At 66.5% G+C, this 26,507-nt stretch carries 18 protein-coding genes; 5 read left to right on the top strand and 13 right to left on the bottom strand.

Annotated elements, in window-relative coordinates:
• Window positions 1-2: 2 nt before the first annotated feature.
• The 4 genes from AB0J62_RS18590 to AB0J62_RS18575 all read right to left on the bottom strand — a co-directional run bounded on the left by AB0J62_RS18590 (window position 3) and on the right by AB0J62_RS18575 (window position 4,229).
• Window positions 3-944: a sugar ABC transporter permease gene (locus AB0J62_RS18590; RefSeq protein WP_363871864.1), complete on the bottom strand. Its 942-nt coding sequence runs from the start codon at window positions 942-944 to the stop codon at window positions 3-5.
• A gap of 1 nt (window position 945) precedes the next feature.
• Window positions 946-2,322: an extracellular solute-binding protein gene (locus AB0J62_RS18585; RefSeq protein WP_363871861.1), complete on the bottom strand. Its 1,377-nt coding sequence runs from the start codon at window positions 2,320-2,322 to the stop codon at window positions 946-948.
• A gap of 99 nt (window positions 2,323-2,421) precedes the next feature.
• Window positions 2,422-3,177, bottom strand: coding sequence for an SDR family oxidoreductase (locus AB0J62_RS18580; protein ID WP_363871858.1), 756 nt, complete (start codon window positions 3,175-3,177; stop codon window positions 2,422-2,424).
• Entirely contained in the window at window positions 3,174-4,229 is a 1,056-nt protein-coding gene (locus AB0J62_RS18575; protein WP_363871855.1) for an alcohol dehydrogenase catalytic domain-containing protein, read from the bottom strand. Before AB0J62_RS18575 ends, AB0J62_RS18580 begins: the two co-directional genes overlap by 4 nt.
• Before the next feature lie 18 nt (window positions 4,230-4,247).
• Here AB0J62_RS18575 and AB0J62_RS18570 point away from each other — a divergent pair, with 18 nt between their 5' ends.
• The 3 genes from AB0J62_RS18570 (at window position 4,248) to AB0J62_RS18560 (ending at window position 8,904) form a co-directional block, all read left to right on the top strand.
• Window positions 4,248-5,240, top strand: coding sequence for an aldo/keto reductase (locus AB0J62_RS18570; RefSeq protein WP_363871852.1), 993 nt, complete (start codon window positions 4,248-4,250; stop codon window positions 5,238-5,240).
• A gap of 117 nt (window positions 5,241-5,357) precedes the next feature.
• Window positions 5,358-7,976 carry a right-handed parallel beta-helix repeat-containing protein gene (locus tag AB0J62_RS18565; protein WP_363871849.1) on the top strand — a complete coding sequence of 873 codons (2,619 nt, stop codon included), beginning with the start codon at window positions 5,358-5,360 and terminating at the stop codon, window positions 7,974-7,976.
• A 535-nt stretch (window positions 7,977-8,511) separates the two neighbouring features.
• Window positions 8,512-8,904 (top strand): hypothetical protein, encoded by a 393-nt coding sequence (locus AB0J62_RS18560; protein WP_363871846.1) that lies wholly within the window; start codon window positions 8,512-8,514, stop codon window positions 8,902-8,904.
• Window positions 8,905-9,038: 134 nt separating this feature from the next.
• Here AB0J62_RS18560 and AB0J62_RS18555 read toward each other — a convergent pair whose 3' ends face one another.
• Both AB0J62_RS18555 and AB0J62_RS18550 read right to left on the bottom strand, forming a co-directional pair.
• Window positions 9,039-11,279 carry a CBM35 domain-containing protein gene (locus tag AB0J62_RS18555; RefSeq protein ID WP_363871843.1) on the bottom strand — a complete coding sequence of 747 codons (2,241 nt, stop codon included), beginning with the start codon at window positions 11,277-11,279 and terminating at the stop codon, window positions 9,039-9,041.
• Between the two features lie 228 nt (window positions 11,280-11,507).
• Entirely contained in the window at window positions 11,508-12,512 is a 1,005-nt protein-coding gene (locus AB0J62_RS18550) for a LacI family DNA-binding transcriptional regulator (RefSeq protein WP_363871840.1), read from the bottom strand.
• 249 nt (window positions 12,513-12,761) lie between these two features.
• On the opposite strand from AB0J62_RS18550, the gene AB0J62_RS18545 reads away from it, so the two are divergent.
• A complete protein-coding gene (locus tag AB0J62_RS18545; protein WP_363871837.1) occupies window positions 12,762-13,541 on the top strand; it encodes a maleylpyruvate isomerase family mycothiol-dependent enzyme in 780 nt (259 codons plus the stop codon).
• Window positions 13,542-13,561: 20 nt separating this feature from the next.
• On the opposite strand, the gene AB0J62_RS18540 is transcribed toward AB0J62_RS18545, so the two are convergent.
• Complete coding sequence (locus tag AB0J62_RS18540; protein ID WP_363871834.1) at window positions 13,562-14,569, bottom strand: LacI family DNA-binding transcriptional regulator; 1,008 nt, start codon at window positions 14,567-14,569, stop codon at window positions 13,562-13,564.
• A 295-nt stretch (window positions 14,570-14,864) separates the two neighbouring features.
• Between AB0J62_RS18540 and AB0J62_RS18535 the strand changes: the two genes are divergently transcribed.
• Window positions 14,865-16,973: a hypothetical protein gene (locus tag AB0J62_RS18535; RefSeq protein WP_363871831.1), complete on the top strand. Its 2,109-nt coding sequence runs from the start codon at window positions 14,865-14,867 to the stop codon at window positions 16,971-16,973.
• Between the two features lie 102 nt (window positions 16,974-17,075).
• Here AB0J62_RS18535 and larA read toward each other — a convergent pair whose 3' ends face one another.
• The 6 genes from larA to AB0J62_RS18505 all read right to left on the bottom strand — a co-directional run bounded on the left by larA (window position 17,076) and on the right by AB0J62_RS18505 (window position 26,488).
• Window positions 17,076-18,350 carry a nickel-dependent lactate racemase gene (gene larA / locus AB0J62_RS18530; RefSeq protein ID WP_363871828.1) on the bottom strand — a complete coding sequence of 425 codons (1,275 nt, stop codon included), beginning with the start codon at window positions 18,348-18,350 and terminating at the stop codon, window positions 17,076-17,078.
• Window positions 18,351-18,383: 33 nt separating this feature from the next.
• Window positions 18,384-19,331, bottom strand: coding sequence for a glycoside hydrolase family 43 protein (locus AB0J62_RS18525; protein WP_363871825.1), 948 nt, complete (start codon window positions 19,329-19,331; stop codon window positions 18,384-18,386).
• A gap of 8 nt (window positions 19,332-19,339) precedes the next feature.
• Window positions 19,340-21,361, bottom strand: coding sequence for a glycoside hydrolase family 36 protein (locus AB0J62_RS18520; protein WP_363871822.1), 2,022 nt, complete (start codon window positions 21,359-21,361; stop codon window positions 19,340-19,342).
• A complete protein-coding gene (locus tag AB0J62_RS18515; protein ID WP_363871818.1) occupies window positions 21,358-23,292 on the bottom strand; it encodes a beta-L-arabinofuranosidase domain-containing protein in 1,935 nt (644 codons plus the stop codon). The genes AB0J62_RS18520 and AB0J62_RS18515 overlap by 4 nt, the downstream gene beginning before the upstream one ends.
• A 1-nt stretch (window position 23,293) precedes the next feature.
• Complete coding sequence (locus AB0J62_RS18510) at window positions 23,294-24,727, bottom strand: alpha-L-fucosidase (RefSeq protein WP_363871815.1); 1,434 nt, start codon at window positions 24,725-24,727, stop codon at window positions 23,294-23,296.
• A gap of 66 nt (window positions 24,728-24,793) precedes the next feature.
• On the bottom strand, window positions 24,794-26,488 hold the full coding sequence (locus AB0J62_RS18505; protein WP_363871812.1) for an ABC transporter substrate-binding protein: 1,695 nt from the start codon (window positions 26,486-26,488) through the stop codon (window positions 24,794-24,796).
• Window positions 26,489-26,507: the final 19 nt, after the last annotated feature.

Here is a 26,507-nt window from a genome sequence, read left to right as displayed (position 1 = left end):
ACTCATTCCTTCTCGAACAGGCCGCCGCGGGTCACGAACACCCACGACAGCAGGAGCGCGACCACCAGCAGCAGGAGCGAGATCGCCGCCGCGCCGTTGAAGTCGTTCTGCTGGAACGCGTACTGGTAGGCGAGCTGGTTCAGCGAGTAGTCGTTCGGGACCACCGCGTTGCTGGCCTGACTGAGCAGTTGCGGTTCGACGAACAGCTGCGTGCCCGCCGCCAGCGACATGACGCCCATGTACGCGATCCACTTGCGCAGCATCGGCAGCTGGATGTGGATCGCGGTCTGTACGGCGTTCGCGCCGTCGACCCGGGCCGCCTCGATCACCTCGGCGCTGATGTTGTTCAGCGCGCCGTACATGATCACGATCCATCCGCCGGCCCCGGTCCAGAACGCGATGATCGCGAAGATCGCGGGCAGGTGCCCGGGCTGGATGACCGCGACGAAGCTGTCGAACCCGAAGGCCTTGAGCAAGCCGCTGACCGGGCTGGCGGTCGGGTCGAGAACGAACAGCCAGAGCAGCACGCTGGACGCCCCGGCGAGCGCGCCGGGCAGGTAGTAGACGAAGCGCAGCGCCGTACTCACCCAACGCACCCGTACTGCGTGCACGAGCAGTGCCAACCCGACGACGAAGACGACCAGCGCGATCAGCCAGATCACCAGGTAGATGGTCACGTGGAGCACGGCCGGCCAGAACCGAAAGTCGCCGACGACCTTCGTGAAGTTGGTGATGCCGGCGAATCCGCCGTCGGCGTTGGTGAAGGCGAGCACCACGGCGTACAGCGCGGGAACGACGCCGAAGGCCAGGGTCAGGAGTGCGTAGAGCGAGACGAAGACGTAGCCGATCGGCGTGCGGCCGGCTGCCCGGCCGTTCCGCCGGGCCGGCCGCCGGCGCTCGGAAGCGCCGGCGGTCAGCTGGTCGCTCGGGGGAGCGATGGTCATGTCAGTTCACCGAGTATCCGTTGACCTTGGCCTGGTTCTCGATCGCCTGCTGCCAGGTCGGCAAGAGTTCCAGGATCGACTTGCCGCCGGTCACCGCTGTGGTCATCGTCTTGGCCCAGACCGCTTCCTGGCTGAAGATGCCGTAACCCCAGCCGTCCCACACCTGCGACGCGGCGGTGACGATCGGCTCGAGCGAGGTCGCGAAGTACTTGCTGGACTCCTGCTTGGCGACCCACTTCTCGGCCGCCGGCGCGTAGGCCGGATAACCCGGCGCGACCTTGACCTGGTAGTCGTCGGCAGTGGTGACGAACTGGACGAACTTCTCCGCGGCCGCGAGGTTCTTCGAATGGCTGGAGACGAACCACGTCCCGCCGCCCACGTTGCCGGTGACCGGCTTGTCGTCGCCCTTCCACGGCAGCGGCGCGGCGATGCCGAGCTGGCCGGCGGGCACCTTCAGCGACTGCGGGTTGTTGAAGATCGCGCCGGCGTACCAGGCCGGACCGGGCATCATCAGCACCTTGCCGGTGTACTTCTTCAGGAACTCCGGGGTGAAGACGCTGACGACCGGGACGGTTCCGTTGCCGCGGAGCGTGTCCAGCATCGACGCCGCCCGCTTGCACTCGGTCGTGTCGGTCTTCACGGTGACGGACTTCGGTCCGGTGATCCCGTTGGCCTGGCACTTGCTGGCCCAGAAGAAGACCTCGGGCGTCCACGCGTCCCCGGCCGTGCCGATGATGTAGCCCGGGTGCTCCTTGGCCACCTTCTCGCCCAGCGCCTGGTACTCCTCCCACGTGGTGGGAACGGCGTAGCCGAACTGGTCCATCAGCTTCTTGTTGTACCAGAGCACGGCCTGCGCGAGGTCGTTCCGCAGGCAGTACACCTGGCCTTCCACGGTGCACGGGTTCAGCGAGCCCGCCGTGAACTTCGAGAGCGTGTCATCGGGCACCAGGCCCTTGTTCAGCACGGCCGCGAAGGCCTGCTTGCCGCCGCTCTTCTGGCTCGCCCACGCGGCGTCGTTGTTCTGGCTGGAGAACACGACGTCCGGCCAGCCGCTGCCGGCCCGGTCGAAGAGCTGCATCTTGGTACGGAACGAGTTCGACCCGTTCGCCGATCCGTCGTACGAGACGACCTGGATCTTGGTGTCCGGGTTGGCCTGCTGGAAAGCCTTCGCGGCGGCCTGCCGGTCGGCGTCCACCCAGACCGTGATGGTCGACGAAGTGTCCTGCTTGGCTTCGGGGAAGCCGTGCGACCCGCTCGCCGAGCTGTTGCTGCCGCCGCAGGCGGCGAGCGCCAGGAACGCCGTTGCGGCGGCGCAGAGCACGGCGACGGTCCTCGCCGGCCGGCGGCGGAGCTGAACCGCGGTGTGGATTCCGACCATGAGCTGTCCTTGTCTTGTCGACTCTGTTGACGAGTCGGAGTGGATCGGTGATGCCAGATGATAGGGCATACGTATGATGTATGACTATGGCTCGGCGAGTTACCGGGCCAGCCAGCCGCCGTCGACCGGAAGAATCGTGCCGGTGACGTAGCGGGCGGCGTCCGATGCCAGGTAGACGGCCGCACCGGCGATGTCGGCCGCCGTACCCCAGCGACCTGCCGGGATCCGTTCGAGGATGGCCCGCGACCGGTCAGGATCGTCCCGCAGTGCTTCGGTGTTGTCGGTCGCGATGTAGCCGGGAGCGATCCCGTTCACCGTCACGCCGCGCCCTGCCCACTCGTTGGACAGCGCGCGCACCAGCCCGGCCGCACCGGACTTGGCGGCCGCGTACCCCGGCACATTGATCCCGCCCTGGAACGAGAGCAGCGAGGCGGTGAAGACGATCCGGCCGTACTCCGCCTGCAACATCCGCCGGCCGAGAATCTGACTGAGCACGAACGCGCTGGTCAGATCGACCTCGAGCACCTCGTCGAACCAGTCGAGGGGATGCTCGGCCGCGGGCGCGCGGCGGATCGTCCCGGCATTGTTGACCAGAATGTCCACCTGGCGGCCTTCGAGCGCTTCGGCGAAATCGATCACCTGAGCGCGGTCGGCGAAGTCCACCCGGTGCCCGGAGAAGTCCCGGCCGAGCTCGCGCACCCGCTCACCGATCGCGGACGTGGCGGGGTCAAGGGTGGCTGACACACCGACGATGTCGGCGCCGGCCGCGGCCAGCGCCTCGGCGACAGCGAAGCCGATCCCGCGCTTCGCGCCCGTCACCACCGCGAGCCGCCCGGTCAGGTCGAAGGGGTTCATGAGGCGTTCAGCTCCACCAGCAGCTTCATCGCCTGCCCTGCCTCGAGCACACCGAAGGCCGACTGCACCTCGGCCAGCGGTACGACGCCGGTCACCAGCTTCGCCGCCGGAATCGTGCCGTCGGCAACGAGTTCCGCGGCGCGCTCGAAGTCGGCCCGCTGATACACCCGCGCACCGAGGATCCTCAGCTCCCGCCAGAACACCCGATGAAGATCGAGCGGCCGCGGTTGCGGATGGATCGCCACCACGACAAGCGTTCCGCGGACCTTGACCAGGTCGGTGGCCCCTCGGACGGCCGCGGCAGCGCCCGATACCTCGAACACCACATCCGCGCCGGCGCCACCGGTCCACTCCTCCACCCATGCGGCCTGGTCGACCGAGGAGGGGTCCACCGTCGTGAGTCCGAGCTCGGCGGCAGCGGTCCTGCGGGCCGGATCGATCTCCGCGACCACGACCTCGGCACCGAGCGCGGCCGCGACGGTCGCGATCAGCACACCGATCGGTCCGGCGCCGATGACCACGGCCTTGTCTCCGGCCGCGAGTTCAGACCGCCGTACGTCGTGAACCGCGACGGCGACCGGCTCGACGAGTGCGGCGTCTCGCAGCGATACCCCGGCCGGCAGCCTCACCAGAGTTGCCGCCGGGACGTTCCAGAACTGCTGCAAGGCACCAGGGCTGTCGATACCGATGAAGTCCAGGTGCTGGCAGATGTGCTGGTTCCCCGCTCGGCAAGCCGGACACGTTCCGTCCCAGACGAGCGGCATGACGGTCACCGGGTCCCCGATCGACCATCCCTCGACGCCAGGTCCCAGCGCGGCGATCGTGCCCGACATCTCGTGCCCGATGGTTGCCGGCGTGCTGACGCGAGCGTCCATGTCGCCGTGGAACACGTGCAGGTCGGTGCCGCACAGGCCGACGTACGCAACGGCGATCCGAACCTCCCCCGCACGCAGGTCGGCCGGCTCGCGCTCCTCGAGCGCCATCGTCCGGCTACCCACGTAGTTGACCGCGAACATCCCTGTTTCCTCCTCGATGCAGAACGCGGCAAACATAATACGTATGCTGAAAATATGTCCAGAGTCCCTCTTGCCACCAGGCCGCTGCGCACCGGTCACCAGCTCACCGAACTCGGCCTCGGCGCCGCCCAGTTCGGCAACCTGTTCACCGAGACCACCGACCAGCAGGCGGCCGGCGCCGTCACGGTCGCGCTCGACGAAGGCATCCGCTACTTCGACACGGCTCCGCACTACGGCCTGGGTCTGTCGGAGCACCGGCTCGGCCAGGCATTGGGCGGCACCGACGGCGTCCTGGTCTCCTCGAAGGTGGGACGCCTGCTGGTCGCGAGTCCGGAGACCGCCGATCAGCTGGACGACGACGGCTTCGTGGTTCCCGCAACGACCAAGCGCGTCTGGGACTTCAGCCGCGACGGGATTCTCCGGTCAGTGGAGCAGTCCCTTGCCCGCCTCGGGACGGACCGGCTCGACATCGCCTACCTGCATGATCCGGACGACCACTGGGAATCAGCCTCATCGACCGGAATCGCTGCCCTGGTTGAACTTCGGGAGCAGGGCGTCGTCGGCGCGATTGGGGCCGGCATGAATCAGGCGGCGATGCTGGCGGAGTTCGTCCGGCGTACGGATGTCGACGTTGTCATGGTCGCCGGGCGGCTCACCCTCCTCGACCATTCGGCTCTCGACGAACTGCTGCCCATCGCTCACGAGCGCGGTGTCGGCGTGGTCGCGGCGGCGGTCTACAACTCGGGCCTGCTCAGCACTGCGACCGTCGACAGCACCGCGTACTACGACTACGGACAGGCGCCGCAAGCCGTCGTCGACCGTGCCTCACGCCTCGCCGAGATCTGCGATCGGTACGGCGTAAGCCTTCCGGCGGCCGCGATCCAGTACCCGCTGCGCCATCCCGCGGTCGTGTCCGTGGTCACCGGCATGCGCACCGCGGAGCATGTCCGGAGTACCGCGAACAGGTACCGGCAGGACATCCCGGACACCCTGTGGGACGAGCTGCACTCGACCGGTTTAGCTCCGGATCCCGCCCGAAACCTCTAGTCGAGCGAGCGCTTGTCGCAAACATCATACGTATGCTAACTCTGTTCCGGGGGTATCGACGCCCCCTAGAACAGGAAGCGATCGAACATGACATTGAGGTCTGAATCGCGACGCTCGATGACCAAACCCAGGGGACGCCGACCGGCCCTGCTGGCGCTGCTCGGCGCCGGCGCCGTCATCGCCTCGGCGCTCAGCCCGCTGGGTGCGCAGGCCGACCCCGCGACGACGTACTACGCGGCCCCGGACGGCAAGGACGCCGGGAACTGCAGCCAGGTGAAGCCCTGCACGCTGGAACGAGCGCAGCAGGCAGTCCGTAAGTCCGTGAAGCACGGCGACGTGACGGTTCAACTTGCCGATGGCAACTACCGGCTGACGGAGCCGCTCCGGTTCGACGCCGACGACAGCGGCGGCGACAACACCGTGCACTGGACTGCCGCCCCCGGCGCCCACCCCGTCATCACCGGTGCCTCCGCGGTCACCGGCTGGACCAAGTCCGCGGCAGGCCCGGGCATCTGGGAAGCCAGCACTCCCAGCGGCCTCGACAGCCGCCAGCTGTACGTGAACGGCGTGATCGCTCCGCGCGCCGCGATCCGTCTCGCCAACTCCGACGTCACTCCGACCGCGACCGGTCTGACCATCAAGAACCCGGCACTGAGCTATCTCGCCACGCTCCCCGACCAGGGCCGGATCGAGTTCGAGTCGCTCGGAGACTTCACCAACCGGTACTCGCCGGTGCAGAGCATCAGCCCGACCGAGATCACGATGGCGCAGCCGGCCTGGGACAACAACACGTGGGGCTGGGACACTGTCCAGCGGTCCTTCCTGGCGGGGCCGAGCTGGTACCTCGACAACTCGCTGAGCTTCCTCACCCAGGTCGGTCAGTGGTACATCGACCCGACCGGCGGCAAGGTCTACTACAAGCCCGCCGACGGCGTGGACCCGAACCAGCTGGACGTCGAGCTGCCCAGGCTGCAGTCGCTCATCAGCATCGGCGGGACCTACGACAACCCGGTCACCGGCCTCTCCTTCGAGGGCATCCAGTTCTCCGGCACGTCGTGGCTCGGCCCGTCGGTCGACGGGTACGCCGACCAGCAGAACGGCCTGTTCATCAAGGGCGCGTACGACTACCGGCCCGCGGACGCCTTTACCAGCTGCTCCCGCGGCTGTGAGATGTTCGAGCGCGCACGCACCAGCTGGTATCAGGAGCCCGCCGCAGTGCAGGTCTCGGCTGCCAGTCGCGTCTCGTTCACCGGGAACACGTTCACGAACCTCGGCCAGTCGGCCCTGGGAATCGGGAACGACGCCAACGCGACCGTGACCGGAGTCGGCCTCGGCGCGAGCAACATCGATGTCGTCGGCAACCAGTTCGTCGAGAACAGCGGCCATGGCGTCGCGGTCGGCGGCGTACTGCCCGACGCGCATCACCCCAGCGACCCGCGGATGACCAACCAGGACATCCTGATCGAGAACAACACGATCAACCGGGTCGGCGTGGACTACAAGGACAACAGCGGCATCCTCAGCACCTACGTCACCGGCGCCCGGATCCTCCACAACGAGGTCTCCAACGTCCCGTACGACGGGATCGACACCGGCTACGGCTGGGGTATCAACGACGCGGGCGGCTCGAACGACTACGTCGACCGCGGCTACTACAACTGGAACACCAAGTACACGACGCCGACCACGCTCAAGGACACCCAGGTCGAGGGCAACCTCGTGCACAACACGAAGGCACGCTTCGCCGACGGTGGCTCGGTCTACAACCTGTCGGCGAACCCCGGCGCGGTGGTCAGCAAGAACTACCTGTTCAACATCTCCGGTGTCGGGCTGTACCTCGACGAGGGCTCGCGCTCGATGACCTACGAGAACAACGTGATCCAGGGCGGTTCGTTCGTGTTCACGAACGCCTCGAGCCTGCGGAACAACACCAGTGACAACCTGATCCAGAACAACTGGTACAACTCCGGCGGCGCCTCCACACCGAACGCGGCGGCGCACAACAACCAGCTGATCAACAACCTCAAGATCACCGGCACCAACTGGCCCGCGGGAGCAGTCGACGTCATCTGCGCGGCCGGAGTCGCCCCGCAGTACCGGACGTCGCTCAACGCCAACCAGTTCGGCTTCACCGGCTGCCCGGTCGCTGCGCCCGTCGCGCCCGGATACGCGATCGCCACCGGCTCTGTCGTCAACTCCTACACCGGCCAGAACGGCGGAGCCTTCGGCATCGCGGCTGCGGGTGCGGACGTCTGGGGCGCCGGCGGTCAGCACGACGACCAGTTCGCCGCGATCTACCGCCCCGGTTCGGTCCAGGCGACGACCAGCGTCTCCGCGCGGGTCGTGGCGGTGAACGACTCCAACTCGAACGCCAAGTCGGGCGTCATGATCCGCAACGACATCACCAAGGCCGGATCCTCGGCCGGCTACGCGGTCGTCGCGGTCACCGCCCGGAACGGAGTCGTCTTCGAGTACGACTCCAACGGTGACGGCTACCTTGACACCGAGGTGCGTGCGAGCGTCGACATCTACCGGCCCATCTGGGTGAAACTCGCCCGGTCCGGCACGTCGTACAGCGCCTCGTACTCCTACGATGGCCAGAACTACGTCCCGATCGGCACGCCGGTAACCCTCACCTCGGCCGCAGCACAACAGGACGGCGGCATCTTCTCCACCTCCCACAACACAACCCAATCAGCAATCAACCAGTTCGACTCAGTGCAGTTCGCCGGCTGACCGTAGCCAGTAGCGACCGCGGGCCTTCCACCCCTGGGTGGAAGGCCCGCGGTTGTGTTTGAGCCGTCGGCACTTCCTCCCAGGTAGACAACTTCCTGACACGGAGGAGCACGAGATGACGGCAGAGAATATGGCGCCCTCGCCGGACCCACATCGGCTTCGGACCCGGCACCGTCTTCGACACCACGACGCAACAGCACCTGTCGTCGTACGACGGGAAACTGAGCATCGGCGCCGTCTGTCTATGGCCAGGGGCGTCTTCGCCGCGGTGGTCAGGGCGTCCGAACTGCTCGGGGCTGACCAGTAGAGTCGCCCGCATGGAAGGACTCCGCGACAACCTCGCGGCGTACCGGTTGAGATCGAATCCCGACGCCCTGTGGGCGAGGAGTACGACGTACTGAACCTGGAGACGCTGGACCCAGGGTCTCGACAACGGCGATTGGGAGATCGCACTCAACACGTATCTCCACTCGCCGGGCTACCTGAACCAGGTCGAGGGCCAGGTCATCGACAGGAACGGCTCGAGCGCTTCCACGTGGACGCGGCCAAGCTCGGGCGTGCGGATGACATGGTGAACATCCTGAACACGCAGTACGGCGTGTTCAGCACCTACGGCGTCTTCCCGAACCTGCTTTTCAACCAGCTGGACTACTACTCGGCCGAAGGCTACGGCACCTTTGCGGCAGCGCTGCAGGATGCATTGCACCAAAGCCTGAGTCCGACTCCAGTCGGCGATCCCGTGATCCGCGTGTTCCCGGCGTGGGACGCGAAGTACAAGCTGCTGGTCAAGGACGGTTTCCTGGGGTCGTCGTCGAGACACTCGTCGCCCCGAGAACGGTCTGCTGGAGTTCAAGACGCACAAGGGCGAGAACGTCGTCCTTGGTCCGGGTGGGCACGGCGCCGGAGACGTACCGGACGTCTGAGGTGATCGACACGACCGCGGCAAGCGCCAGCCCGAGCTAGGACATGTCGCCGGTCGCGCTCACGGGCGGCTCCTCGAGTTCGGTTGCTCTTAGCAACCGGCCCGTGGAGCCGCCCGTGGGCGTCGTATGGCTTCGATCTTTACTGGGTGACTACCAGGTGGTCGAGGTTGAACCAGCCGGCGTCGGTGGGGGTGTAGAGGACGGCGATCGTGTTGGAGCCTGACTGGAGATTCACCGGGATGGTTGCGTCTCCCCAGGTGTTCCAGCTTCCGGTGAGCGGTAGTGGGATCTGCTGAGAAGCTCCACCGTTGACCGATACCGAGGCGCTACGGGTTCCAGCCGGACCGTTGGGACCGGCCGCGTAGCGGAGGTCGAGGGTGTACGTGCCCGCAGACTGGGTCATGATCCGTTGCGTCACGCTCCCCCCGGGTGTCGTGAAGCAGGCGGCGAAGCCGGACCCCGTGTACCCCGGATGGTCAGTAGCCAGGCATGCACCACCGGCGAGCGTCCCGTCCTCGGCCTCGCAGACGTCGCCGATCCCGCATTGCTGCAGCACATCGGAGGAGTTCTGCACGGAGATGTCCTGCCCGCCGGACTTGGCGGCCGCCGTGGCCGTGAACCGATAGTTGCCTTTAGCAAGGTCGGCGGACGTGGTCACCGTGTACTGCGCAACCACGCTTTGTCCGGCACCGAGCGACGGCACGCTCGCGCAGGCCGCTGCGTCGGTACCGCCACAGGTGATGTTGAATCCCGGGGCTGGCTCGCCGGCCGCGGTGTAGACGGCAAGACCGGTCTGGACCTTGCGATCGACCTGGTCGCCGCCGTTGGTGAAGGTGACAGGGACGGTGTACGAACTCCCGGCCTGTACTGCGCTCGGAGCCTCGAGTGAGACCTCCTGCGGTTCGGCCGAGGACAGGTAGACGCCGTACGCATCGTGCTTCGACTGGAAGTCGAAGGGTACGGCGACGGCGTCGCCGTCAACTGCGACGTCCTGGCTGAAGACGACCTGGCGCGCGAAGAGCGGGCCCTGGTCCGGGATTCGGTAGACGGTGGCGTGGACACGGCCGTCGCGGACCAGCCACGGCGTCGAGGACAGGCCGGTGAAGTTCACCGCCATCGGTCCGACGTACCCGCCCTGGATGTCACCGATCAGCGCGACGGCTCGTTTTTCCGCAGGGTCCTCGGACGCCGAGATCGCGGTCGACCCGACTTGTTCGGAGGTGGAGACGAGCGTCCCGGTCAGGTCGGCGTAGGTTCGCATGGCCCACCAGTTGCCATTCGGGGCCCAGCCGGCCGGGGTCTTGGTGAGCAGCCCCGTCAGGTTCGGGATTGTGCAGCAGATCCAGTTGCCGCGCATGGCGTTGGCGTAGTTCGACTGTGCGAGCCGGGCGTCGTACCAGGCGGTGTCGCCGGCGGTCTGCCGGTCGGCCGGCTGGTACTCGTTCGCCGAGAGCGGCCGCTGGCTGATTCCGTTGGCATCCAGCGCGTCGGCGAGCGACTGGCCCACCGTCACCGGGTCGTCGATGTCCCCTTCGTCGTGATTGGTGATCTCGTCGGGGACGGTGCCGGCCGCCTTCGCATGGGCCAGGAAGGTCTGCCATTCGTCCGGACGCCGCTCAGGGGTGAACGCGAACGAAGGGCCGGCGATCTTCGCATCGGGGGCAAGGCGACGGATCTCGCGATAGGCGCTGTCCCACATCTGGAAGTACTGCGCCGTGTTCACTCCCGGCTTCCAGAAGATGCTGAGGTCCGGCTCGTTCCAGATCTCGTAGGTGAACTCCTGATCGGATGCCTGCAGTTGGGTCACGGTCGCGTCGATGAAGCTGATCCAGTTGCTGCAGTCTCCGTTGGTGCACGGCCACAGGGTGCTCGCGGGCGCACCGCCGGTCGAACCGAACACGTCGCTCAGCAGGACCTGGTACTCGAACTTGTGACGTGGCGGCTGCTGCAACCGCTTCGCCTCGGCGATCACCGCGTCGATGTTGGCCTGCGTGGCCGCTCCGAACGTGAACTGGTCTTTGATCCAGCCGCCGGAATACCAACCGCCACTGCGAAACGCATTGAGCTTCAGGGGGTCGATGAATTGGTCGGACGGCTGTAATCCGTCCTGCGTGACGCCGTAGAGGATGCCGAGACCGACTCCCGCAGACCGCTTCGTCTTTGCGGACAGGTCGACGCTCAGCTGCTTTGCGCTTGCGGCCTCGACAGCGGCGTCCGCCGATGCGGGCTTCTGGGCGCCGACCAAGAGTGCAGCCGCGATGAGAAGCGCGCCGAGGGTTGCGATTCCCTTCCTACGGCGCAGTCTTCGGGTCTGCGCCGTCGCGGCGACAGTGCCGACGCGGCGCACTCCGTTCGATAGGTGTCCTGGACTGGGTGACATGGTTCTCCTCTTTCGATGACGGACGTCGCAGGCACACGCAGGCAAGGGAGTTCCGCAGGGTGTGCGTGCTCGACGACGAGCCGACCATCACGACCGGGCGAGGGACTCGGTCACGACTCGGCTCTGTCGCCGTCGAATCGATTCGATGAACAGTTCGACGAACATAACTCGAATCGAGCCGGGCAACAAGAGCCTGGCAACCTTGCGATTTCGGACTGGCGCCGCGACTTAGCGGGTGCTGCCGCGATCGACGATCTCGGCGGCCACGAGCCGCGTCCCGTGCGGACCGGCGTCGTCTCCGTGGGCGATGCGCTCGGTCAGCTGCGTGATAGCGACCTTCCCCAGGAGCCCGGGCGACGACTCGATCGCCGTGTAGGGCAACGAGAACCACCGGGCGAAGTCTCGAGAATAGAGGCTGACGACCGATAGATCGTCGGGTACTCGCACGCCTCGTTCGTTCAGCAAGCGCGGCAGTGCGGCGACCGACGCATCGTTGTGCATGATCAGCCCGGTAGCGTCCGGGCTCTCGTCGAGGATCTCGTGGAGATTCGCGTCGATTGCCGGCTGTTGAGACTCGCCGTAGCGCGCGGTCAACCTCAAGCCGATCTCGGACGCACGCTGAACGGCCGCGTCACGGAACCGCCAGGAGTAGGTGCCGCCTCGGTCGAAGACATGCCGCGGAGGTGATACCAGCACGACGTCGCGGTGTCCGAGGTCGAAGAGGTGGTCGACCAGATTGCGTGCGGCGGCCGCGAAGTCCAGGTCCACGACGTCCAAGCCGCGCGTGTCGCCAGGCAGTCCGACCAGGACGCCTGGCTGATGGGTGGCTCGCAGCGCGTCGACCCGCGGGTCGCCATCGATAACGTCCAAGAGGATCAGGCCGTCGACCATTCCGGACTCTGCGGCCCGCGTGAGCGCTTCAGCTCCGTCGTTCTCCGTCATCATCAAGATGTCGTAGCCGAGCGCGCGGGCAGTCTCGGTGATCGGCAGGATGTACTGCAGCATCGCCGGCGCGAACTCGTCCTCGTGAAACTGGACCAGCAACCCCAACACACCGGTCTGCGCTGTCCGGAGGGATCGTGCACCGGCGTTCGGGGTGAACTTCAACTCCTTGATGGCGTCGTCCACCCGGCGGCGAGTCTCCGGCGAAATCGACCGCTTCCCCGAGAGCGCATAGGAAACCGTGCTACGGGAGACTCCCGCCACCCTCGCAACGTCACCAATAGTTGCCAAAACGCTTCTCTTCCTATCGACCCGACCCGCCTAGGCCCACCGCTCGATCGCCGCCCCACGCCGACCACCGACACCAACTCTCAGGAGTATTGCAGTACGCCCCCAACCGACCGTCGCCGAACACCTAATCGAACCGATTCGACTCATTCTCGCACGACGAGGCACGTGATCGCCGTAGTCAGTCTGGGTGATGTCAAGGTGGGGCGGGTGGCTTCGACTGTGGGGTGAGACTAGGCGGAGGAGATGTAGATGGAATTCGGGCGGCATTGTGAGTTGATTGTCGAGCAGGCGGGGCTGCTGGCCGGTCATCTGGTTGGTAGGCCGGGCGAGCAGTTGGGTACGGCGGTGCCGTCGTGTCCCGGGTGGAATGTCGGGCAGCTCGTCCGGCATGTCGGCGGCGCGCACCGCGAGGCAACCGTCGTCGCGCGGACCGGTGAGGCACCGCCGTACGACGAGTTCCGCGACCCGACGCACTGGTACTCCGAACCGGGCGACTGCACCGACGCCGAACTGCGCGAGCTCGCCGGCTGGGTCGTCGCCGGAGCGCTGGAGCTGGCAGATGCCCTCCGCAGCGCAGGCCCCGACGTACCGATCAAGATGCCGATCGAAAACCCGACCACACGTTTTACCGCCCGACGGATGGCGTATGAGACCGTGATGCATCGCGCCGACGCGGCGCTCGCTCTCGGAGTCGAGTACGAGCTGGATCCCGAGGTCGCGGCGGACGGGATCGACGAGTGGATGGAGCTCGGCGCTCTCCCGTTCCACTTCGAGGTGCATCCCTGGATGCGCGAGCTGCTCGGCCCCGGCCGGACGTTGAAGTTCGCCGCTCCGGAGCGGTCCTGGGTGGTCGATCTGACCGGCGATGCGATCCGCTGGCGGCACAGCGACGAGCTGGCAGCGGTCGTCGCCCGAGGGCCGGTCACCGAGTTGCTGCTACACCTCTACAAGCGCCGCGACAGCAGAATCGAAGTGCACGGCGACAAGAGCCTGCTCGACTACTACCTGGAGCGCGTCAGCTTCGGATAACCAACCGGCGGCATCGCGGATCAGCGTGGAGGTGCTGTGCTCTCGCGGATTGTGAGTGAGGTGGCCAGTTCGATGCGGCTGGGTTCGCCGGGTTCGGTGCCGCCGTCGATGATGACTTGTACTGCCATGCGGGCCATGTCCACCAGGCGTTGCTGGACGGTGGTCAGTGGTGGGGTCACCCAGTCGCACGCGGCCAGGTCGTCGAAGCCCACGACGCTGATGTCGTCGGGGATGCGTACGCCGCGCGACTGCAGGGCTTTGTAGGCGCCGAAAGCCTGGAGGTCGGTTCCCGCGAAGATCGCGGTCGGCGGGTCGGCCAGGTCCAGCAACTCGAGTGCCGCGGCTTGCCCGCTCGGCGGAAAGTGGTCGCCGAAACGGAGCAGCTCGGGCTCGGGCGTGATTCCGGCCCGTTCCAGCGCGGCGCGGTACCCGCCGAGGCGGGCCTGGGTGCACAACAAGTTCGGCAGCCCGGCGATCATCGCGATCCGCCGGTGCCCGAGGCCGACGAGGTGCTCGGTCGCGGCCAGGCCGCCGGCCCAGTTGGTCGATCCGATCGACGGAATATTTGCGTCAGGATCTCCGATGGGGTCGATCAGCACGAGCGGGACTCCCAGCGCGTCGAGACGTTCCCGCTCGGCTCGGTCCAGATTCGAGACGGCGAGCAGAACGCCGTCCGAGTGTCGCCCGGCGAGGTTGTCCAGCCACCGCTGAGCATCGACCCGATCGCTGTGCACCGCGGACACGACCAGGCCGATGCCGGCTTCCCGGCAGGCATCCTCCGCGCCCCGGATGATCTCGACGGACCACGGGATCGCCAGTTCCTTGATCACCAGGTCGACCAGCCCCGCCTTGGGCTGCTTCCCGCTGGGACGCCGCTGGTAGTTGTGCGCCCGCAGTACTTCCTGGACGCGGTCGCGCGTTTCCGGAGCGACCTCTGCCCGGCCGTTGAGCACCTTCGACACGGTCGGAGCCGACACACCGGCCGCGCGAGCGATATCGGTGAGCCTCACGCGGTCGGTTCTGGCCATCATGACTCCCCGGCAGAAATTTTCGGCGCTCCCGCCGACAGTTTACTCACGACCAGCTCTGTCGGTGGAGCCAAGGCCGCGGCCTCGAACTCTTGACGAGCCCCACAACGCGATTTAGCGTTCGACACGAAAGATTCAGAAACTTTCATTCATTCTTGCGGGCCAGCCCCGCCGACCCATCCGCCGTTCTGTCGCGCGCTGCGAGTGTCAGTGCCTCGTGTACGCCGCGACGGCATCGCCGTACCTGCACGGATTCGCCATCCACACCACGCGTCGAGGGGAAGTCGAGAACCAGATGGACAGCATCTCTCCCGAAAGCAGCGGCATCTCGCGCCGCACCGTCATCCAGGCATCCGTCGCAGCCGGTCTGGCGACCGGACTGTCCGCGACGGCCGGCACAGTCGCGGCGTACGCCGACAGCCCCGGCATCCAGGCCGGGATCGACGTCACCAAGACGAGCGACCCGATCCAGAAGTACGTGTACGGCGCCTTCATCGAACACATCGGCACGCTCGTCTACGACAGCCTGTGGTCGGAGGTGCTGTCGGACCGCAAGTTCTTCTACCCCGTGGACACGCAGAACCCCTCGATGAAGAAATGGCGGCCCGTCGGGACGGCGACTGCCATCACCATGGACACGACGACGCCGTACGTCGGCGAGCAATCGGCGAAGGTCGCGCTCAGCCGCTCGGAGTCGCGTGGCATCGGGCAGACGGGTCTCGGTCTCGCCGCCAAGGGGTACGTCGGCCGGGTGGTGATCGCCGGAGACCCGGGTACGCACGTCGTCGCCACGCTGGCCTGGGGTGACGGCCCGGGGCAGAGCCAGAGCGTGACCCTCGCGGTGAAGAAGGGCTGGACGACGATCCCGCTGCGGTTCACCTGCCGCGCCGCGACCACCGCCGGCACGTTCCAGATCACCGGCACCGGCTCCGGCGAGTTCCGGGTCGGCGCCGCGTCGTTGATGCCGGCCGACAACGTCAAGGGCTTCCGCAAGGACACCATCGACCTGCTCCGCGGGATGGGCGGCTTCTGGCGTTTCCCCGGCGGGAACTTCGTCTCCGGCCACGACTGGCAGAACGCCATCGGCGACCCGGACCTGCGCGCGACCACGTTCGACTACGACCGCAATCAGGCGCAGTCCAACGATGTCGGCACCGACGAGTTCCTGGCCATGTGCGACCTGCTCGACACCGAACCGTATCCCTGCGTCAACACCGGCTTGGGATCTGCTCGCGAGGCCGCGCTCATGGTCGAGTACGTCAACGGAGCGGCCGATACGCCGATGGGCCGGCGGCGTGCCGAGAACGGCCACCCGAAGCCGTACAACGTGAAGTACTGGGCTGTCGGCAACGAGATGTTCGGCTTCTGGCAACTGGGCTACATGACGCCCGCGCACTACATGATCAAGCACAATCTCTTCGCCGACGCGATGCGGAAGGTCGATCCGGACATCGCCATCGTCGCGGTCGGTGCGTTCCCGGCCAGCATGACGGTTCACCGCCTGTCGTACTACATCGATCCGAGCACCCGCCAGATCGTCCAGCCGACTCCGGTGAACGTCGCGTACGGATCCGCCACGGACTGGAACTACCGGCTGCTGAAGAGCAGCTCGGGCAAGTTCGACATCATCTCCGAGCACTGCTACGGAACGACGCAGCGCTTCGACCTCGATCAGGGCAAGTACGTCGATGTCAGCCCGGCCGAGTCTGTCGTCGACTCGAGCCGCCGAGGCGCGAACTACATCAAGTCGGTGCACGAGAACTGGGACCTGTTCACCAAGGACTTCCCGGAACTGCAGGCCAACAAGATCAAGGTCAGCATCGACGAGTGGGGGTTCCAGAAGGCCAGCGGTCTCAAGCAGTTGTTCGGCCTGGCGATGATGCTGCACGAGATGTTCCGGGCCAGCGACTTCATCACGATGGCGGCGTACACGATGGGTACGTCGTGGCTGTCGTACAACAAGACGGATTCGACGTACAGCGGGGCAGGCGTGTTGTTCAAGCTCTACCGGGAGCGGTTCGGCGTGACGCCGGTGGCCATCACCGGTAACTCGCCCCAGCCCACGCCGGGCTGGCCGGCTGGTGGCGATCAGCCAAGCGTCAACGCGGGCAGTCCGACGTACCCGGTCGACATGATGGCGGCGCTGTCGGAAGACGGCCGGACGTTGACGGTGGCAACCGTCAACGCGACCGCGGACGTCCAGAACGTCACTGTCGACCTCGCCGGGTTCCAGGCCCGGCCGAATGGCCGCTTGTGGCGGCTCACCGGCACCAGCCTGGACGCGACGAACAGGGTCGGGCAACCGCCGCAGGTCACCGTCGCCGAGGCAACCTTCGACGCACGTGACAGCGTCCTGGCGACTACTCCGTACAGCATCGAGATCCGGGCCTTCACGCGGGCCTGATCCGGCTCGTCCCCGTGCGCGCGACCGTCATCGCAACCGGTCGCGCGTACGGCGGAGCCAGGGTGGAGCTGGGGTCGACCGGCACCGCCCGTTCAGGGCCGATCAGCGGCCGGCAATGTACGGGATCGTCTGCGGACCTTCGGGCAGGATGCACAGGCGCGCATCCGGACCCGCCGCGGCCAGGGACTCGGCGATGGTCGCGGTGATGTCGGCGGTTTGTTCCAGGTGAGCGGTCCGCAGTTCGGCGTCGGTGAGGAAGCCGGTGTGCATGACGACGCGGCTCGTGGCCTGGATCCGGGCCTGGATCTGCACCTGCCATTGGTCGGGAGCGGTTTCGGCGCTCCGTCCGATCTGATCAAGAAGCGCCTGGGGCGAGTCGGCCGAGACCAGGACCGAGCGGTAGTCCCCGTGATCGGGGAAGCCGTCGCGGCATTCGGCCGCGCAGATGATCGTGCCGCCGGGGCGAACGATCTGGTGGGCGGCCGACATTCCCTTCACGGACTGATAGAGGTTCTGATCAAGGGGAAATCCCGAGTTCGTGGTGACCACCACGTCGAACGGCGCATCCACCGGCTGCATGGCGATTCGCTTGGCCGTGGCACAGGCCGCGGCATGCATCGCCGGCAGATCACCGCCGAACGCCGCAACGATGTCCTTGTCGCGATTGAGCACGACGTCCAAGGCGAACGTGACACCAGTGGCCTCGGCAATCGCCCGGACGTCGTCGTGCACCGGGTTGCCCTGAGTCACCCCCCACGTCGCTCTCGGACTTCCGATCCGGGCGGCGTCATGCAGCACCAGAACAGTGTCGAGACCCGCCAGACCCGGCGCGACCAGCTTCGGCCCACCCGAGAAGCCGGCGAAGAAGTGCGGCTCGACGAAGCCGGTGGTGATCCTGACATCCGCATCGACCCACTGGCGGTTCAACCAGACGGGTACGCCGTCGCCGTGGACTCCCAGCCACGCCAACTGATCCTGATCGCGTCCGTCGTGATTGACGATCCGCACGGAGTCGACGACCTCGTCCCCGAACATCTGGCGAAGTTCGGCGTCGCTGTTGCCGCGATGCGTTCCGGTGGCGACCAGCACGATCACGTCAGCCAGGTCGACCAAGCCGTCGAGCTCGGCAAGGACGGCCGGGATCATCAAGTGCCGCGGCTGCGGCCGAGTTCCGTCGCAGGCCGAGATCGCCACGGTCTGGCCACGCTGGACACGCTCCCGCAACGGTGGTCCGGCCACAGGCTCACGCAACGCGCGGCGCAGCACGGCGTACGGATCCGCGGCGGCTTCGTGATGGACCGGTTCCACCACGGTCGTACGCGCAGAGTCTGCCTCCACGACCAGACCGGACTCCCCATAGGCCAAACGCACCTTCATCTGCCGGATCTTCCTCTCCAAAGACTTCTGAACTCACATCCAAGCAGCACTGAGCCGCTCGTATTCTTCGGCGGTCACCGGCAGAACGACGCCGTGGCACGGATCTTTCGGCAGCCGATGGTCTTTCGACGGGATCCACTCGCCGCCGGCGAGGTCGGTCGTCTCGAAGGGGACGTACCGGCGTTCCGGCGTGAACTCGTCGATCCAGAGGTACCACTTGTTCTCGGTGTTCGACTTGTACACCAACGGACCTTCGCCCCGGGTGACCACTCCGAGTCCGATGCCCTCGGCCAGCGGCTTCCAGTCGGACGCCGACAGCGACGTCGACGCCTCGGAGTAGATCGACTTGCCGTGCGGTACGTCGCCACTGCGGCTGCGTTCGTCCTTCAGGAACCGGTAATAAACACCCTCGTGCTGGATCACCGTGGTGTCGATCGTGTGCCATCCTCGGTCGATCCAGACGCGCGGCGGGGAGAACTCGCGGAAGTCGCGGGTGGAGGCGCACATGATCCGGTTGTAGCTGTCACCCTCGTGTTCGGCGTTGTCGTACAGGGTCGAGGACCAGTGCACCAGATAGGCGTCCTGCTCAGGGTCCCAGACCGCCTCCGGTGCCCAGGTGTTGCCGGCCTCGGGCGGAGCGACCTCGACGAGTCGGCCCTCACCCCAGTTCACGAGATCTGCCGACTCCCAGACCATGATCGAGCGGCTGCCCCAGCGCTGGTGCCGGTCCCAGTCGAGGCTGACGTAGAGCCGCAGGTCGGTTGCGACCAGGAAGAACCGGTCGCCGTCCGGGGAACGGACGATGTGCGGGTCACGGACACCGCACTCCCCCAGCGCGGAGTACAGAACCGGCTTGCCGCCGTTGAGATCGTCGAAGTGCAGCGGGTCGTTGCCGTCGCTCAAGGCGAAGTAGATCTGCTCCCCGTCGGCTGATTCACGCTTGAAATGCGCGTACAGGTAGCCCGCGTAGTCGGGTGGCACATCGCGGGTCATTGCAGGCGGAGGACGCGGGCGGCGGGTTCGGGGGTGTTGGCGGTGATGACCAGACCGTCGTCGGTCCAGGCGTAGGTCCAGTCGCCGAGGTCGGTCGGGAAGTGTGGCCCGATCTTCTTCGACCGCGGAATCGGGAGGGTGATGGTGGACGGGCCGGGCGCGCGGTGCCACAGGGTCAGGTATGAGACCTTGGCGCCGTTCAGGGACAGGGCCAGCCACTCGTCGGTCCAGGCGGGCAGGCCGAGCGGCCAGGTGGGGATGAGCGTCTCCAGGTCCTCGAGGACTTCTCGATGGGCTGACAGCGCCGACCGGATCAGCTCGAGCTCGGCGGGTGTCATCCGGTTCAGGTGGCCGGACAGGTAGAGGCGGCCGGGGATGCCGTTCACGAGGGCGAAGATGAATTCCTCGCGAGTGGTTCCGGTGATCGGATAGGCCCAATGGCCGGCCTGTTCAGGGAGTACGGCGGCCGGTGCGGCCGCGGTGATCGATGCGTACAGCAACGGGTGTTCCTGGTCCGAGGTCGACTGCAGATGGAGGCGGGCCAGCATGGCGTAGTCCATCCGCATGGCACCGGAGGCGCAGTTCTCGATCAGCAGGTCCGGATGGCGTTCCTGGATGCCGTCCAGCCAGCTGAGCAGTGCGCGGTTGTGCTCCAGAAGGCCCTGACCCACGGACGTCCCGTTCTTGTCGGTTCCGGGCCCGGTCACGGAATTGTTGTCGAACTTGAAGAAGCCGATGCCGAACTCGTCGACCAGCCGGTCGACCGTGGTGTCGAGGTGTTTGCGTGCGGCCGGGCTGCGCAGGTCGAGCAGGTAGCGATCGTTCTCGGCGACTCTCCGGCCGTGGCGGGTAAGGAAGGCGTCATCGGGTAGTTCGTCGGCGATCGGCGAGCGGACACCGACGACTTCGGGTTCGAGCCAGAGTCCGGGCACCATGCCGTGGTGGTGGATCCGGTTGATCACCTCGTCGAGCCCGTTCGGGAACCGCGTCGCCGACGGTTGCCACTCGCCGACGGTGTTCCACCAGACGCCCTCGGCGTACCAGCCCGCATCGATACAGAAGTAGTCCGCGCCGACCTCGGCCGCGGCGTCGATCAGCGGCAGCAGCTTCTCCGTTGTCGGGTCACCCAGCAACGTGTTCATGTAGTCGTTGAAGACGACCGGCATCCGGTCGTCGACCGGGCGCCGCATCCGGATCGCCCGGCGCTGACGCGTGAGCGCGGCGAACACGCTGTCGACGTCGGTCCCGACGACAAGCGACACTGGCACCGTCGTGAACGGCTTGTCGGCAGTGACCTCGACGCTCCACTGGTGCTCCAGATCCGTCGGGCCGCTCAACAGCAGGTAGCCGCCGTGCCGGGTCTCACCGAGCTCGTAGTGCCACGGGCCGTTGTGCTCGATCTGCCAGCCCAGGGCGTACGGCGTACTCCGGTCGACCAGAACGCCGACAGGCAGCCTCTCCCCCGTGGACCACGAGTTCATACCCGTCACCGCGTACCGGCTCTTGGCGACATGGTGATGCGGATCGTGGACGATGTCGGCCAACACGTCCCGCAGTACGCCCTTGGACCAACGGTTCTCCGCCATCCAGCTGTTCGCGGCGGAGTACAGCTCGGCGTCGATCGACGTGAGGCCGACGACCAAGGACGACAGGCTGGTGAGCTCCAGAGAACCCGGGCCGATGATCGACGCTTCGGTCCAGGCGCGTACGCCGGCCCGCGCCTCGAAGACGCTGGTGACGCGGAGACCCGTCGTCGGCTCCTCCTGGACGATGCGCAGCGTGGTCCCGGTCTCGTCGTGCCCGGCGTACCTCAACCGCTGCCCCAGGAGAGTGCCTGCGTGACGGTTGCTGGAATGGCCATATCCCACAGCGGCCACCTCCACCAAGGGCTGGCCCGGATCAGACTCGCCACCCCTCGGCTGCGAGCCCTCCCGGACAGCAACCAGCCGGACGGGGCCGTCATCGAGGACGAAGGTCAGAGCAAGGTCAGGCGTGCTCCAGTGCAGCAGGTCGGTCATAGATCCTCACTTGGTCGTACGGCTCGCCGTGCGTTGCTCGAGGAGATGTGCTCACCGGTGGACGTTGCGCAGCGCACCGGGAAGTAGACGGTGTACCGCTCGTCGCGGACCTCGGCGAGTGGGATGAAGCGCAGGCCGGTGGTTTGGCCGTGGGTCCGGTATCTCCCCGGCTGCCACCAGCTGTGGTGTCGCTCCCGGTCAGGTGTGAGGAACGACGCCGGGTCGGCAGGGTCACCGGACAACACGGTCTCCTGCTCGGTGAGGCCGACCAGGACGACCGGACCGTCGAGTACGGCGACCAGGTCCGGCTGGTCGGGCAATCGCACGGTGGACAATCCCGACGGCACAGTCAGCCGGATGCGCTGGCTGCTCCATTCCTCGGACAGCAGGATCCATCCGTCCCTGACCTCGACCGGCAACGGTTTCCCGTCGATCTCCAGCGTCGGCGAGCCGGTAGCCCATAGTGGGACGCGGAGCCGGATCTCGAACCTGGTCGGTCGCTCGCACCGTACGTCGATGGCGTGCACGTGGTGGTTCGGCCGGCGGCGCGGCAACGGCCGCGCCGACAACTCCTGGATTCCCGCGGCGGCATAGGCAGTTTGTCGTTGGCCGAGGGCGACGCCCTGCTCGACGTCCGCCGTGATCGCGAGCTCGACCCGGCCGCCGAACAGATCGGGCCAGGTCGTGACCGACTCGAGGTATTGGCAGACCGCAATCCCCTGGTCGTCGAGGTAAACAGCCGCCTCACCGACCGAGCTCTGGGCCTGCAGCAAGGTGCCGTGGCAGCACCAGAAATCCTCGGTCGGCCGACCCCACTTCTTCTGGCTTCCGGTTGCCAAAGGCAAGAAGTACGCGGGCATACCGGTGTCCGGGTGTTGCTGCGCCCGGATCCCGTTGACCAGGTTCCGTTCCCAGTAGTCTCCGTAGCGGTGATCGCCGGTCCACCGGAACAGAACAGCGGCGAGGCGCATCAGGTTGTAGACGAGGCAATGTTCCTGGACGGCGTGCAGACGGGCTGACTGTTCCCCGGGCGGCTGCCACACCTCTCCGCAACTGCTGCCACCGGTGCAGTACGTCCCGCGGGCCCGCACCGCGGAGTCCCAGAAGGCTTCGACGATGTCACGCCAGCGTCGCTCGCCCGTGACCTCCCAGGCCCTGGCCGCGCCGAGAATCTCCGCGATCTGCGTGTTGGCGTGCTTGTTGGTCAGTAGGTCGGCACCGGCGAGGAGCGGCTCGAAGAACCGGCGCCGGTCGTATCGCTCGATCAGATCGGCGGCGGTCTGATCACCGGTGAACGCAAGCAGGTCCGCCCAGACCTCCAGCATCCCACCCGTCTCGCGGTCGAGGATGTCGTCGAGCTGCTCGCGCGACAGTCGACTCGTCCAGGTATGGAACCATCCGGCGAAAGCCGACGCGATCTCGAGCGCCTGGTCGTTGCCCGCGATTCGGTACTGGTCGAGCAACCCCATCAAGGTCTTGTGGACGACGTACTGCGGAGCCCACACGTCCCGGCCCGCGGCCAGCCGTTCGAAGTACGCCGGTGGAATCGACCCGGCCCACTGCCCGCCGTTGGCCCGCTGGCACGTCGCGAGCTCGTCCACGACGGTGGCAGCTCGTGCTGCCACCTCGCGGTCCTCCTCACCGACCCGCGCCGCCGCCGACAGCCAATGACCGAGGATGTGGCCTCGCAGATCGCACGTCGGCGACTCCCATCCCCAGTGCCAGGTCTGCGGACCATCCGGCGAGTCCGCGCCAACGGTCGTGCCCCAGGAGCCCGAATAACTCCACAGACCGGCCTCTGCGCGGTAAGGCCGCAGCAGGTTGTCCGCACTGAGCCCACGTAGATAACGGGCGTTCAGCAACCATCTGTCTCTGGTCGGCCCTTCCTTCAGTGTTGTCCGGCCGCCGGACGCACGAACCGTGCGCAGCACGTCACGCGCCGAGCTCGAGGGCGAGGCAGTTCGCGACGTCGACCGGAGCAGTCTCGGGCAGCCGGACGACAAGGATCCCGTGGGCCTGCTCGAACGGGACCGGACCGTGGCCGAGGAGTCGTACGCCGGTCACCGTCTCGTGATCCGCGAGGCTGCGGATCACCGCGCGTCCGTCCTCCGGCCAGGCCATCTGGAAGGCGTAGACGGTGTTCTCCCGGCGGGTGAAGCGGAAGTCGGAAGCAGTCCAGCCCACGCGGTCCTCGGTGAATCCGTCGATGACGACACTGGACGGGCCTTCGCCGAAGACCCGAAACGGACGCGTGCCGTGGATGCCTTCGCCGCACGCCCGCATCCAGGCGCCCAGCTCGTCGAGCAGTTGCATGCATTCGAGGTCGAGCGTGCCGTCCGGCAGCTGCGGCACGTTGAGCAGGAGGTTGCCGTTCTTCGACACGATGTCGACGAGCATCTCGATCACGTGCCCGCCGGTCTTGTAGACGTCGCGGACGTTGTAGAACCAGTCGCCGACGGAGGTATCGGTCTGCCACGGCCGGGGGTTGATCCCAGGCGTCTGACTGCGCTCGATGTCCATCACGCCGACCGCGCTCACCTCGGGCCGGCGATCCTTCTGCTGGTACACGGCGCGGTTGGTCCCGTGGATCCCCGCACTGGTGTTGTACAGGTGGGCGATCGCGGTCAGACCGGGGGTGTACTCGGCCTCGCCGAACGGCACAGGCCCGTCGGTGTACAGCAGATCCGGCTGGTACCGGTCGATCATCTCCGTGACCGCCGCGAGCCAGTACGCGTGCCAGGCGGGATCCTGGCCGTACCACGGGTCCTGCACCACGATGTCTTCGGCCGGCAGATACTTGGCGTTGTCGAGGTAGAGGTCCCGGTACGCCGGATCGGTCCCGTCGTACGGCACGCCGGCCAGCGGCCCGTGCCGGTCGCTGCCCTTGTTGACTGCGAACCAGGTCAACGCGGCACCGAGATGCTCGGTGATACCGAACGGCAATCCACGCTCTTCGGCCGCGGCCTTCCACAGGCCGACGATGTCCTTGCCCGGCCCGACCTTCGCCGAGTTCCACGGGTTCACCGACGACTCGTAGTTGAAGAAGTTGTCGTGATGGACGGCCTGCGCCACGAAGTACCGCGCACCGGCCGCCACGAACCGGTCCATCAGGTCGGCCGGATCGAAGCGCTCCGCCTTCCACTGCCGGACGATGTCCTTGTAGCCGGACTGCGACGGGTGTCCGTACATCCGCAGGTGGTGCAGGTACTGCTCAGAGCCTTGCCGGTACATGTGACGCGCGTACCAGTCGCCGTACCGCGGCACCGACTGCGGTCCCCAGTGCGACCAGATGCCGAGTTTCGCGTCCCGGAACCAGTCAGGGCACTCGAACGTGGACAGGGACTCGAACGTTGCGTCGAACGGCACTCTTTGCTCCTAGTCGCTGATACCGGTTGAGGGCCGGCCGGATCACTCCGGCCGGCCCGGGTCCGCCTACTTGTTGGGCACCTTGTCGTACGCGGTCTGCTGGATCTCCAGGTAGCGCTTCAGACCGAGACTCTCCAGCCCCTTGACGTAGCTGTCCCAGTCGGTGTCGATGTTCTTCGAGCCGGTGATGAACTGCAGGGAGTTCTGCTGGATGTAGTTCTCCAGGTTGGTCTGCAGGGTCGCGACCTCGTTGGCGAGGGTGGGGTCGATCCAGACCTTCCAGAACGGGTAGATCTGCGCCTTGTCCTCGTGGCCGGCGTACAGCTTGGTGGCATCGAAGAGCTTGCGCTCGTACCCCGCCTGCGTTTGGGTGTCGGTGTCGATGACCTCGGAGTTCCGGAACTGCGCTGTGTTGTTGTACTGCGCGAGCGCGCCCCACCCGGAGTTCCGCGGCTTCGAGCCGGGCTTCAGCGGGATCTGCTTGAAGCTCGGCTTCAGCGACTTGTCGAGCGCCACGTCACCAGGACCCGGCTTCGTCCACGCCTTGCCCTCCGAGCCGAACTGACCGTTGATCTGGCCCTCGTCGGTGAAGATGTAGTCCAGCATCTTGATCGCCTGGATCTGCTTCTCCGGCGTGGCCTTCGAGGTCAGCACGAAGGTGGCACCGGGAATGCTCGGGAAGACGTAGCTGGCGTAGTTCTTGCCTTCCGGACCGGTCAGCGGCGGTACGGCGTCGTACTCCTTGTCCCGTCCGTCCGCCGAACCGGTGTTGACGAAGATGCCCGGGTGCATGACGGTGCCCGCGCCGAGGATCACCGAGCCGCCGTGGTTGCCCTGCTGCTGCATCGCGTCCGGGTTCTGCGTGAAGGCGCCCTTGTCGATCAGGCCGTCCTTGTAGAGCGAGTTGATGTACTTCAGGCCTTCGCGCCAGCCGTCCTTGTTCGCCTGGACGTCGACCTTACCGTTGTTGAGCACCAGCGTGGTGTTGTTGCCGCCGCTGTTGTTCTGCCCTTGCGGGTCGTAGATGAAGGCGTTCATGAAGTACGGGATGAGGTTGTCGCGGACGTTCGCGCTGACCGCGATCTCGTCCGCCTTGCCGTTGCCGTTCGGGTCCTGGGTCTTGAACGCCTGCAGCACCTTCCGCATGTCCTCGGTGGTCTTCGGCTGCTCGAGGCCCAGCTTCTTCAGCCACGCCGAGTTCATCCACAGCTTGTCCGGGTACGAACAGTGGAAGCAGTCCACCCACTGCGGGATCCCGTAGATCTTGCCGTCCGGCGCGGTCGCCATCGCCTTCCACTCCGGCGTGGAGTCGAACGCCTTCTTGATGTTCGGCGCGTACTGGTCGATCAGCTGGTTCAGCGGGACCAGGACACCCTGATTTCCCAGCTTCAGCAGGTCCGCCGTGGTGAACTGGTCGACCCACGGGATCAGCAGGTACAGATCGGGGTAGTCGCCGCTGGCCAGCGAGATCTGCCGCTTCTCCTTGGCCGGCCCACCGTCGAACGTCGTGGTCTGCCACTTGATGGTGAGGTTGAACTTCTGCTTGATCAGCTTGGTGAAGTCGTTCGTGGCCAGATTCGTGTCGGCCGACTGCGGCGAGAAGACGTTCAGGGTGACGGCGGGATTCCCGGTGATCGTCGGCAGTGGCTTGCCCTCCGTGGCGTCCGAGCCACTACCTCCCGAACAGGCCGCGAGACCGAGTGCCAGGAGACTGATACCGGCGATCGCGGCACGCCTCCGCCTACTGATTCGTACAGACATGGTTCCCTCACAGGGGTCG

Source organism: Kribbella sp. NPDC049584 (assembly GCF_040675555.1).
Classification (GTDB): domain Bacteria; phylum Actinomycetota; class Actinomycetes; order Propionibacteriales; family Kribbellaceae; genus Kribbella.
The sequence above is the reverse complement of the archived record's forward strand: the minus strand, read 5'-3'. Positions and strand labels throughout refer to the sequence as shown.